Genomic DNA, 12,145 nt, shown 5'->3' with positions numbered 1-12,145 from the left:
ATGAGACTACACTGTACCAAGGATAGATACCTTGATCGTAGGCCTTGGGGACATGGTGCTGAGGTTTATAAATCAGCTAAAGAAGCTATGAAACTACGTCATGCCTTAATTCCTTATATATATACTATGGCTTGGCGAAACCATCAGGAGAGTATTCCATTAATCACTCCAATGTATTATCATTATCCAGAACAAGAAGAAGCCTATAGTTGCCCTCAACAGTATTACTTTGGTAGTGAATTAGTTGTTGCTCCTTATTTAGAATCTAAAGATGAAACAACTGATTTAAGTCGCCAGTCAGTCTGGTTACCAGAGGGAGATTGGTTTAACTTCTTTACTGGAGAGTATTATCAAGGTGATAATTGGTATGCCCAATATGGTACTTTAGATGAAATTCCTGTCTTTGCTAAAGCAGGTGCTATTATTCCACTTGGCCCAAAGGTAGACTGGGGTGGAGTTGACAATCCAGCAGAACTTGAGCTTAATATCTTTCCGGGTGCCGATAACACCTTTGAGCTGTATGAAGATGAAGGAGATTCTAAAGATTATAAAGCAGGTGAGTATGCAACTACAAAGTTTGTCCAGCAATGGGATAAAGATAGGCTACAGTTTGAGATCAATCAAGTAGAAGGCAATACTGATTACATTCCAGAAGAGAGAGACTATAAGTTGGTCTTTAAAGGTATTAAACAGCCAGATGAATTTGACTTAAAAGTTGACGGAGTAGAACAGACAGTTACTTCTAATTATAAAGAAGAAGAAGAGACTCTAGTAGTTAAAGTTGGTCAGATTAAGCCTAAGCAACAAGTAACAGCTATATTAGCTAGTGAGTCCGATACATTATTATCTAAAAGAGATCGAAGATTAGATAAGTGTAGAAAGATGTTAAAAGGATTTAGAATGGATACAACTGCTAAGTCACAGATTGAAGATGCAATTAAAGAGCAAGGTACTACAAATTTAAGTTATTTACGAGATTTCTCTGTTGTCTTAACTGATAGTCAGATAAGAGCTTTAGTAGAATTATTATCTGGTGTAGGTATTGATAAATTTGAAAACTGTGGAGAAGAGAAGATTATTATCTGGAATAACAACCAGAAGTCTAATGTAGAGTATCAATTATCTACTTGGGCTGCTAAAGCTAAGCATTCCAGAAGAGTAGGTGATTCTGAAGCAGGTATTGTAGCAGGTTTTAAGGTCTTTTCTCTAGAAGAATTAAATCAGTTTGCTTGGGAACTTAAAGTTGATTATGGTAATTTAGTTACAGTAGAATATAGTAACTAGTATTTTTAGGGCAGGGTTATTCCTTGCCCTATATTAGTTAAATAATAGAACTAATAGAGCAAACGGCTGTTGCTAGTCAGAAGTTGGCTAAGATGGCCCAAAAGTTACAGGAGCTAATTGACCAGTTTAAAGTTTAGTCTTTTAAAGCAATCCTTAATCGGGTTGTTTTCTTATCTACTGCCAATTAAAGAATAGAAGTCATTGTTTTTAGGATATATTAAAAAGTAGGAATTGATAGAGCAGTAGATAGGAGTTGGTTAAGCTATGTTAAAAGATAAAGATAAAGTAGATCACCCTTTAGTTAGAGAACAAGCTAAACCAAAAGCCAAAGAAAAGAATGAAGAAGATCTTAATCTTCTAGAGTTAATATTAGTAGGTTTAGGGGCAGTTATTGGGGCTGGTTTCTTCTTAGCTAGTAGTATTGCTATTAGTTTAAGTGGTCCTGCAATCATAATTAATTTTTTAGTCAGTGCTTTTATTATGTGGCAAGTATTTTCAGCCTTAGCTGAAATGTCAGTAGCAGTACCAGATACAGGTTCTTTTCAGAGTTATGCTAATCAAGCTTTAGGAGATATGTATGGCTTTGCTAGTGGATGGATGTATTGGATAGCAGGAGTATTAGTAATGTCTAGTGAGGTTACAGCTTCTGCTATCTTTACTCAATGGTGGTTTTCAGATATTCCTTTATGGGTCTTTGCTTTTATCTATTCGTTAATGATTATTGGAGTTAACTCTTTAGGAGTTAAGAACTTTGGGAAGATAGAGTCGATTTTTTCCATAGTTAAAATAGGTGCCTTGATTATCTTTATCTTACTAGGACTGTCTATTTTAGCTGGAGTATTTTCAGTCAAAGGTAGATTAGGTGTGGAGAATTATTTTATTCATCAAGGATTTTTTCCTAATGGTATTAAAGGTGTTTTATCTGCTTCTTTAATGTCTTTACTCTCTTTTGGCGGAGTAGTAGTTACAGGAATGGCAACTAGTGAGACTGTTAACCCAGACCAAACAGTTCCAACAGCTATTAAAGCTATTGTTTTGACATTAGTGATTTTATATGTATCTTCTTTACTTATTTTATTAGCTATCATACCTTGGAATCAAGTTAGCCAAGAGGCAAGCCCCTTTGTTGAGCTATTTCGGTTAATTGATTTTCCCTATGCTGGTTCAATTATCAACTTTGTTATTTTAACGGCTGCTTTATCAACTATGAATGCTGCTATGTATGCTGTAACTAGAGTATTATTTTCTATTGCTGAAAACAAACAAGCTCCAGAAATCTTAACAGTTAAGAGTGATAATGGAGTTCCTATCTATGCTTTAGCAGCTAGTAGTTTGGGTTTAGGTCTAGCAGTTGTGTTGAGTTATCTCTTACCAGATAAGGTTTATGAATATGTTACTAGTGCAGCAGGGTTTATTCTTTTTTTTAACTGGATTATTATTTTAGCTAGCCAGTTAAAATATCGACCTAAGTTAGAAAGAGAAGGTAAGTTAAAGTTTAAGATGTGGGGCTATCCTTATACATCTTGGTTGACAATTGGATTACTATTATTAATTTTAGGATCTTCAGTATTAGTTTTTGATCAATTGGTAGGATTAATAGTAGGAGTAACAGTTATTACTTCTTTATTTGTCTACTATTGGATTAGGTTTGATATTATAACTAAATAAGTGTATAATCCTAAAATAAGTAGGGGATTATTGTTACTAATGATTCTTTAACTAGGAAATTTACAAAAAACTTAACATAGACTTGACATAGATTTAGAAGTCTGTTAAGATAGAAACAAGTTAAATGAAGGATAGGAAATAAAAATAAATTTTAAAATAAAGTATTGAGGAGGAAGTAGTATGAGTTTAACAAAAGAAGATATTTTAAGAAAGGCTGAAGAGTTAGACGTTAAGTTCATTAGACTACAGTTTACAGACATTTTAGGAGTAATTAAGAATGTAGCAATTACAGTTGATCAATTGGAAGAAGCTTTAGAAGGAGAGATCATGTTTGATGGTTCTTCTATTGACGGATTTACTAGAATTCAAGAGTCTGATATGAAGCTAAAGCCAGACTTTGATACATTTACTGTCTTTCCTTGGCGACCAGATAAAGGTGGAGCAGTTGCTAGGTTGATCTGTGATGTTTATATGCCTAATGGAGAACCATTTGAAGGTGGGCCACGAAATGTATTACAGAATGCTCTAGAGGAAGCAGAAGAGATGGGTTATGAAATGTATCTTGGGCCAGAACCAGAATTCTTCTTATTTGAAAAGGATGAAGAAGGAGAACCAACTACTATTACTCATGATAAAGGTGGTTACTTCGATTTAGGGCCAATTGATGAAGGTCAAGATACACGAAGAGATATTGTATTGGCTTTAGAAAAGATGGGCTTTGAAATGGAAGCTTCTCACCACGAAGTTGCTCCAGGACAGCATGAGATTGACTTTAAGTATGAGGACGCTTTAACGACAGCTGATAATATTGCTACTTTTAAATTTGTAGTAAAGGCTCTTGCTAATGAGCATGATCTACATGCTACATTTATGCCTAAGCCTATTTTCGGTGAAAATGGCTCTGGAATGCATATGAATCAGTCTTTATTTAAGGATGGAGAGAATGCATTTTATGATGAAGATGATGAATTAGGCTTAAGTCAGACTGCTTATTATTATATTGGTGGATTATTAAAGCACTCTAATGCTATTGCAGCAATTACTAATCCAACAGTTAACTCTTATAAGCGACTAGTACCAGGTTATGAAGCACCTGTTTATAAGGCTTGGTCTGCTTCTAATCGTAGTTCTTTAATTAGAATTCCAGCTTCTCGTGGAGCAGGAACTAGAGTAGAGATGAGAAATCCTGACCCAGCAGCTAACCCATATTTAGCAACTGCTGTAATGTTAAAAGCAGGATTAGACGGAATTAAGAATGAAATTGAGCCACCAGCTGAAGTTGTAGAGAATATCTTTGCTATGAGCGACGAAAGAAAAGAAGAGTTAGGTATCGAAAGCCTACCAGGTAATATTAATGATGCAGTAGCTGAATTATTAAAAGATGATGTAGTTAAGGATGCTTTAGGAGATCACGTTTTAGAACATTTTGTTAAAGCTAAAAAGTTAGAGTGGGATGTATATCGTACTCAAGTGCATCAGTGGGAATTAGACCAGTACTTAAAAACATTTTAATTTAAATTAGTTATAGAAATAAAGCAGGGCAATTAATTGCCCTGCTTTATTTTTATTTGAACCTCCTCTATTGTATAAATTAGTAGTTGTTGTGAATTATATTTATGAAGTGGAACTTAATTGATATATTGCTTCACTTTTCGTGTAAGACAATAGGAGAAATTTTTCTTTCTCAAAGAATTTTTTATTAATTTCATTCCAAGTAAAATAAGATCAACCGAATCATAGATTCGTCTTATTCGTATCTTATTTTGCTCTTCATTTCATAATCACAAATAAAATTTTCTAAACGTCAGTCAAAATTATTCCTGTTGCTTTGTTATTATCAAAGGTAGTGTGATTTTTCTATGTTTTGAATTTTGGAGAAATACTGTTTGAACGAAGCGGTTATAGAGCATAAATGCTTAATAAAAAAGTTTCTAAATTTTTTAATATAGTATAGTATTTTAGTTTAAATAACTTTAAGTAGCGGTAAGTGAGTTTTATTTCTCCTAAAAAATTTTGATTACTTTTGTTTTTGGACAAAAGTAATTCGGAAACAGGCTGATAAGCCGTTCCGAAACAGTTTTTGAACTTAAATTTTAACTGAAATTTTTTGATAAAAAGTAAAAATAGAGGAGGATCTCATGCTCAAACTAATTAAACAGGGAGCAGTCTATAGTCCTGATTATTTAGGAACTAATGATATTTTGGTAGCTGGTGATAAGATTGTAAAGATAGCCGAGTCTATTCCTTGCCCTGATCCAGACTTTTATCAAGTTGAAGTTTTAGATGCTGAAGGTTTGAAAGTAGTACCTGGTTTAATTGATCCTCATGTCCATATAATTGGCGGTGGAGGAGAAGATGGTTTCAGTAGCAGAACTCCAGAAATCAAGTTAACTCAGTTGACTAGGACTGGAATAACTACTGTTATTGGTGCTTTAGGTACAGATGGTACTACTAGACATATGACTTCTTTATTGGCTAAAGCTCGAGGTTTAGAGGAAGAAGGGGTTAGTGCTTATATCTATACAGGATCATATCAGTTTCCGTTACAGACAATAACTGATAACTGCCGAGATGATATAATCTTGATAGATAAAATAATTGGAATTGGAGAAATAGCTCTAGCAGATCATCGTTCTTCTCAACCTAGTTTAAATGAATTTAAACGTGCTACTGCTCTGACTAGAACTGGAGGTCTATTGGCTGATAAAGCAGGAATTGTTCATGTTCATATGGGTAATGGAGATAATGGTTTAGCTTATTTATTAGAGATAGCTAAAGAGACTGAAATTCCTTTGGCTCAGTTTTTTCCTACTCATATTAATAGAAATTCTGAGTTATTAGATTCAGCTACTGATTTTATAAAGAAAGGTGGAGTAGTTGACTTAACTACAAGCTCAACTAATGATCCTGATGATCCTCAAATTCCAGCTAGTAAGGCTGCTAAAAAGCTACTTGAGAAAGGAGCTAGTGTAGAGTCTATTACTTTTAGTTCTGATGGGATGGGTAGTTTACCTAGATTTGATGATGTTGGTCACTTTATTGAATTAGGTATTGGTTCTGTAGGTTCATTATTAGAGGAACTTCAGAAGGCTGTTTTAGATGAAGATATTGAGCTTGAGAAAGCTTTACGATTTGTTACAACTAATGCAGCTAAGTTATTAAAGTTAGAAGGTAAGGGCCAACTTACAAAAGGAGCAACAGCTGATTTAACAATTTTGGATGACGATTTAGAAGTAAAATCAGTAGTGGCTCAAGGTCAGTTAATGGTAGAGGATGGTCAAGCAGTAGTTAAAGGTACTTTTGCAGATAAATAATTATAGATAAAAGCTTATTCACGAGCTCAGTAAAAGAAGAGGCTTTTATGATATAATAATAAAAATCACTTCAAGAAACTGAAATTGGTTGTTATAATAATATAGTATAATAATTAACAAGGGTGGTCAAATATGAAAGTTAATGTAGCACTATTAATAATTGCAATTTTAGGATTAATAGTTAAGAATGATTCATTGATTATTTCAGGAGTAGTCTTATTAGTAGTTAGAAATTTAAAGTTAGATGGGGTTATGGATTTAATCGATAGTTATAGTGTTAAAATAGGAATTATTTTAATTATGTTAGGAGTTTTAACTCCATTAGCTACAGGAGAATTAAAGATAGAGAAATTGACAGAAGGATTATTAGATCCTTTATCTTTATTAGGAATCACTATGGGGATTGCTGTTACTCAATTTACTCGAGAAGGTATTTCATTACTAGAGACTGAACCGACTATTACAGTTAATTTAGTATTAGGTGTCATTGTAGGAGTAGCCTTCTTTAATGGTTTACCTAGTGGGCCATTGATTGCTAGTGGAATTACTGCTGTTATATATAAGCTATTTTCTTAAATCTTTTAACAGGTATAATCTTCCTTAAGTCTAAATATACAAGTATAGGCTAAATTAGGGGGGATTGGTTATTAAACGAGTATTAGTTATTCATTCTACAACAGATAGCTTAAAGGATTTAGTTGCAGGCTTACAGGCTGGACTTGAAAAACAAGGAGCTAGAGTTGATATAGAAGAAGTCAAGAATCGAACTAGACCATTGAATTGGGCACCATATGATCTAGTATTAGTAGGCAGTCCTGCGTTAGGATTCTTTGGTGGCAAAATAGATAATGAACTAAAAGGCTTTTTAAGGCAGTGTAAGAGAACATCTGCTCAAAAGACAATAGCTTTTGTTAATTCAAAGTTATTTGGAGCTAGTAAAGCAGTTAAGACTTTGATGGATCAGTTAGAAAAGCAAGGAGCTTTTGTACAAGACTTTAGAGTTCTTAAAGATTATGCAGAAGCTAAAAGTTATACTTTAGGTTTAAAAATTTAACTGCTCTCTTCTTGCAAAAACTAGGTTAAGGTTGTATAATTATTTATTGTTGTATTAAAAATATTAAGTTTAGGTATTATAGATAAAAAGTGAGGCTGATACCTTGGCACAAGAAGTAGCAATCAAGGTTGTTGGTAGACAAGAGAATGGTGTAGAAGAGACAGAAGTAAAGACAGAAACTAGTGGTAAGTTTTATAATAAAGCTGGTACTTATTACTTAAGGTATGAAGATACTGGAGATTTAGCAGGAGTTACAACGACACTTAAGATAAGAGATAGAGAATTGACGCTGATTAGGCAAGGAAAAGTGAGAACAATTCAGGACTTTAATCCTAAAGCTAGAACTTCATTTGATTATAAGACACCTTATGGTACTTTAGAATTTGAAATTGAAGTAGAGAAATTAGATGTAGATATTGGTTCTAGTGCTGGTAAAGTCAAGTTGAAATATCAATTGTATAATGAACAAGGAGTAGTGGGAACTAACTGGTTGAGTTTATCGTATAAGGAGGAATAGTATGGCACTGATTCATGATCTAGAAGATAAGTTACGGGCCAAGTTAGAAACAGCAGTTACTGAAGCAGATTTTGAGGTGGAGCAGGTACCAACTATTAAATTAGAGGAGCCACGTGAAGAGGCTCATGGTGACTATGCTACTAACTTAGCTATGGTCTTATCTGGACAAGTTAAGATGGCCCCTCGTCAGATTGCCCAAGAGATTGTCGATACTTTACATAAGCCTGATTTTGTAAAACAGGTAGAGATTGCAGGACCTGGCTTTATTAATTTTTATTTTAATAATAAGTGGTTATATAATGTTTTATCAGAAGTTAAGAAACAAGGTAGCGATTATGGTCAAGTAGAGACAGGTAATGATAAGCAGGTGCAAGTTGAATTTGTAAGTGCCAATCCAACTGGACCATTACATGTAGGACATAGTCGAGGAGCAGTAGTCGGCGATGTATTGGCTAATATTCTTGACTTAGCTGGCTTTGATGTAGCTAAAGAGTATTATATTAATGATGCTGGGAACCAGATGGATCTATTAGGTAGATCAGTGGCAACTAGATATCAACAGCTGTTAGGAGTAGAAGTTGAATTTCCTGAAGATGCTTATCATGGCCAGTATGTTAAAGAGTTGGCCCAGGAAATTATTGATCAAGATGGTGATAAATATTTACAAGCAGCTGAAAATAATGAGATTGAATACTTTAGAGAATATGCTTACGAAGAACTATTGGCTAATATTGAAGAAGATTTAAGTAACTTTGGAATTGAGTTTGATAATTGGTTTAGTGAACGAAGCCTTCACTCTGAAGCTATTGAAGAAGTTGTTGAAGAACTAAAAGAAGCTGAATTGATCTACGAAAAAGAAGGTGCTTTATGGTTTAAAGCTACTGAATTTGGTGATGATAAAGATAGAGTAGTTATTAAAGATGATGAAACTCCAACTTATTTAGCTGCTGATATTGCTTATCATCAAAATAAGTATCAGCGAGGTTTTGATGAAGTAATTAATATTTGGGGTGCTGATCATCATGGATATGTACAGCGGATGAAGGCTGTAGTAGAGGCTTTAGGCTATGGTAAAGAGGCTTTACAGATTATATTAGTTCAGATGGTTAGCTTATTACGTGATGGTAATCAGGTGCAGATGTCTAAGAGATCTGGTAATTTTGTCACTCTTAAAGATGTAGTTGAAGAAGTAGGTAAAGATGCAGCTCGTTATTTCTATGTGATGCGTAGTACTGATAGTCAGTTAGAATTTGATTTAGAGTTAGCTAAAAAGGAATCAACAGACAATCCAGTCTATTACATCCAGTATGCTCACGCCCGTATCTCTAGTATTTTAGATCAGATAGAAGCAGAAGGGGTTGAGATACCTGACTTTGATCAAGTCGATTTTACTAAGTTAGAGACGGAAACAGAGTTAGATCTGATTAAGAAGTTAGCTGATTATCCTGTAGAGATAGCTGAAAGTGCAAAGAGTAGAGAGCCACATCATATAGCTCGATTTGCTTATGATTTAGCTTCTGCTTTCCATAAGTTCTATAATAAATGTCATGTTTTAGTTGATGATAAAGAGTTAATGAGAGCTAGATTATGCTTAACATTGGCTGCTCAGCAAGTATTAGTTAATGTACTTGATTTATTAGGTGTTTCAGCGCCAGAAAGCATGTAGTAGTAGTTGATAGTTGATAGTGGACAGTTTACAGTTAGAAAATAAATAATAGATTATAGTGAATAGAGAATAAATATTTTAATTCTATATTTATTATTTAATCTTTATAATAACTGTCAACTGTAAATTGTAAACTGTTAACTTTATTTGTTGGCCCGATTTTTTTCGGGTGGGCGGGAGAGGGATTGTATACTAAGGAGGAATTAAAGTGAACCAGGCGTTATTATCTACATTATCTGGTTTAATTGTTGGAGGTTTATTCTCCTTTTTGGACTTGCCTATTCCAGCTCCACCGACTTTATCAGGAGTTATGGGAATTATCGGTATTTATTTAGGTTTTATGTTAGTTAATATGTTAAATTAAGATGTTTAGACTAGGAAATTTAGGAAGGCCTGAATTTTCTAGTCTTTTTCTTATAATATGGTTAAGATAGACGTCTGACGGATAGTGTCAGCGTGAATAAGATATAAGCATTATTCACATAGATTATTGATTACTATCTAATTTTAATTATAAAAGTTGAATTTAATTGATATAAAGTTTCAAGCTATGAGTCTTGAGCTGTGAGCTATGAGTTTAAAAATTTAAAGAATTTAGCTCAGGACACACAAATCACGACTCATGACACTATATTAAAGGGAGGATTTATTAATGACAAAGTATATTTTTGTAACTGGTGGTGTTGTTTCTTCATTAGGAAAAGGAATTACAGCTGCATCTTTAGGTAGATTGTTAAAAGAGAGAGGGTTAAATGTTACAGTTCAGAAGTTAGACCCATATATTAATGTTGACCCAGGTACTATGAATCCTTATCAACACGGAGAAGTTTTTGTAACTGATGATGGTGCCGAGACAGATTTAGATTTAGGACATTATGAGCGATTTATTGATATTGATTTGAATCAAAATTCTAATGTAACAACTGGACAGATATATTCTACAGTATTGAAGAAAGAACGACGCGGAGATTATTTAGGTGGTACAGTACAGGTAATTCCTCATATAACTGATGAGATTAAATCTAGAGTGGAACGATTAGGTGATAATGAAGATGTTGATGTGGCTTTAGTTGAAATTGGTGGTACTGTTGGTGATATTGAAGGGCTACCTTTCTTAGAGACAATTAGACAGTGTAAACATGACTTTGGCCCAGAGAATGTAATGTATATTCACTGTACTTTAATTCCATATCTTAATGCAGCAAATGAGCTAAAGACAAAGCCAACTCAACATAGTGTTAAAGAATTAAGACGGTTAGGTATTCAACCAGATGTGATTATTTGTCGTAGTGAGCGAGAGTTAACCAAAGAAGTTAAAGATAAGATTGCTTTATTCTGTGATATTGATGAAGAAGCAGTAATTCCAGTTAAAGATGCAGAATGTATCTATGATGTGCCATTAATTGTAGAACAAGAAGGTTTAGCAGATATAACTCTTAAAAAGTTAGATTTACATTCTCGAGTAGAGCAACCAGATCTATCTGAATGGCGAGAAATGGTAAATAAAATGAAGAATCTAAGTAATGATACAAGTATTGCCATTGTAGGTAAGTATGTTGAGTTACCTGATGCTTATATTAGTATTGTTGAATCATTACAACATGCTGGTGTAAGTAATGATACGGCAATAGATATTAAATGGATTCATGCTGAAGATGTTGAAGAAGATGGTGCTAAAGCCCATTTATCTAATGTAGATGGTATTTTAGTGCCGGGTGGCTTTGGTGATCGAGGTGTACCAGGTAAGATTGAAACAATTCGGTATGCTAGAGAGAATGAAGTTCCATACTTTGGCATCTGTTTAGGAATGCAGTGTGCCGTAATTGAATTTGCTCGTAATGTATGTGGTTTAGAAGGAGCACATAGTGCTGAATTTGATGATGATACTCCTTATCCAGTAATTGATCTAATGCCAGAGCAGAAGGATGTTGAAGAAAAAGGTGGAACTATGAGATTAGGATTATATCCTTGCAAGGTTCCAGAAGATACTGTCTGTCGTGATTTATATGAAGCAGAGGTAATTTATGAACGACACCGCCATCGTTATGAATTTAATAATCAATATCGTAAAAAATTAACTGAAGCAGGTTTAGTTTTATCTGGTGTTTCTCCAGATGATAGGTTAGTAGAGGTTGTTGAAATAGAGGACCACCCATGGTTTGTAGCTAGTCAGTTCCATCCTGAATTTGAATCACGTCCTAATCGCCCACATCCATTATTTAAAGGATTTGTTGAGGCGGCTTTAAATAATTAGAATTGACATAGCTAGATAAAGATGTTAATATAGTTTAAAATAAAATAATTTTATATTCTTATCCAGAGTGGTGGAGGGACTGGCCCAATGAAGCCCGGCAACCCCCGATTAGGGAAGGTGCCAACTCCTACAAAGTTTTCTAGTGGAACTTTGAAAGATGAGAAGAGTAAAATCCTCTTCTTAAGAAGAGGATTTTTTTATTTTAACACTGTTGATAATTATATTTTTATATTTAATAGGGGATAATCTTAATAACTGTATGCTTTATTAATGGTATATTATGTATATAATTGTGTCACCATAGGTGATACAGTCATGTGTCGTGTGCTGTGTGCCATTAGCAGATTTTTCACAGAAGCTCTTTGTGATAAAGACCATCTACTCACAA

The 12,145-nt window shown here is 34.0% G+C and carries 10 protein-coding genes and 1 riboswitch; all 10 genes read left to right on the top strand.

Translation table 11 applies throughout. The annotated features are described in order from the left end of the window. A partial coding sequence (locus ACYQ39_RS07275; RefSeq protein ID WP_459841583.1) for a DUF5110 domain-containing protein occupies positions 1 to 1,284 on the top strand: 1,284 nt, incomplete at its 5' end. A gap of 264 nt (positions 1,285 to 1,548) precedes the next feature. Next, complete coding sequence (locus ACYQ39_RS07270; protein WP_459841581.1) at positions 1,549 to 2,952, top strand: amino acid permease; 1,404 nt, start codon at positions 1,549 to 1,551, stop codon at positions 2,950 to 2,952. A gap of 180 nt (positions 2,953 to 3,132) precedes the next feature. After that, positions 3,133 to 4,464 (top strand): type I glutamate--ammonia ligase, encoded by a 1,332-nt coding sequence (gene glnA / locus ACYQ39_RS07265; protein ID WP_459841579.1) that lies wholly within the window; start codon positions 3,133 to 3,135, stop codon positions 4,462 to 4,464. Positions 4,465 to 5,090: 626 nt separating this feature from the next. Then, positions 5,091 to 6,266: a beta-aspartyl-peptidase gene (iadA, locus tag ACYQ39_RS07260; RefSeq protein ID WP_459841577.1), complete on the top strand. Its 1,176-nt coding sequence runs from the start codon at positions 5,091 to 5,093 to the stop codon at positions 6,264 to 6,266. Positions 6,267 to 6,398: 132 nt separating this feature from the next. Next, positions 6,399 to 6,842 (top strand): DUF441 domain-containing protein, encoded by a 444-nt coding sequence (locus ACYQ39_RS07255; protein WP_459841575.1) that lies wholly within the window; start codon positions 6,399 to 6,401, stop codon positions 6,840 to 6,842. 64 nt (positions 6,843 to 6,906) lie between these two features. After that, on the top strand, positions 6,907 to 7,320 hold the full coding sequence (locus tag ACYQ39_RS07250; protein WP_459841573.1) for a flavodoxin family protein: 414 nt from the start codon (positions 6,907 to 6,909) through the stop codon (positions 7,318 to 7,320). A 103-nt stretch (positions 7,321 to 7,423) separates the two neighbouring features. Beyond that, positions 7,424 to 7,837, top strand: a complete 414-nt coding sequence (locus tag ACYQ39_RS07245) for a YwiB family protein (RefSeq protein ID WP_459841571.1) — start codon at positions 7,424 to 7,426, stop codon at positions 7,835 to 7,837. A gap of 1 nt (position 7,838) precedes the next feature. Then, positions 7,839 to 9,503, top strand: a complete 1,665-nt coding sequence (gene argS / locus ACYQ39_RS07240; protein WP_459841569.1) for an arginine--tRNA ligase — start codon at positions 7,839 to 7,841, stop codon at positions 9,501 to 9,503. Positions 9,504 to 9,711: 208 nt separating this feature from the next. Next, positions 9,712 to 9,867, top strand: coding sequence for a XapX domain-containing protein (locus ACYQ39_RS07235; RefSeq protein ID WP_459841567.1), 156 nt, complete (start codon positions 9,712 to 9,714; stop codon positions 9,865 to 9,867). Positions 9,868 to 10,155: 288 nt separating this feature from the next. Further along, positions 10,156 to 11,757: a CTP synthase gene (gene pyrG / locus ACYQ39_RS07230; protein ID WP_459841565.1), complete on the top strand. Its 1,602-nt coding sequence runs from the start codon at positions 10,156 to 10,158 to the stop codon at positions 11,755 to 11,757. Between the two features lie 55 nt (positions 11,758 to 11,812). Then, a riboswitch (SAM riboswitch) is annotated at positions 11,813 to 11,921 on the top strand. Positions 11,922 to 12,145: the final 224 nt, after the last annotated feature.

It is taken from the genome of Halanaerocella petrolearia (assembly GCF_054657875.1).
Note: the sequence above shows the minus strand (reverse complement) of the source record. Positions and strands in the feature narration are given on the sequence as shown.

Bases quoted from the DNA above. Each gene is read 5' to 3' on its own strand.
- ACYQ39_RS07270 (WP_459841581.1), top strand. From the start codon at position 1,549: ATGTTAAAAGATAAAGATAAAGTAGATCACCCTTTAGTTAGAGAACAA.
- glnA (WP_459841579.1), top strand. From the start codon at position 3,133: ATGAGTTTAACAAAAGAAGATATTTTAAGAAAGGCTGAAGAGTTAGAC.
- iadA (WP_459841577.1), top strand. From the start codon at position 5,091: ATGCTCAAACTAATTAAACAGGGAGCAGTCTATAGTCCTGATTATTTA.
- ACYQ39_RS07255 (WP_459841575.1), top strand. From the start codon at position 6,399: ATGAAAGTTAATGTAGCACTATTAATAATTGCAATTTTAGGATTAATA.
- argS (WP_459841569.1), top strand. From the start codon at position 7,839: ATGGCACTGATTCATGATCTAGAAGATAAGTTACGGGCCAAGTTAGAA.
- pyrG (WP_459841565.1), top strand. From the start codon at position 10,156: ATGACAAAGTATATTTTTGTAACTGGTGGTGTTGTTTCTTCATTAGGA.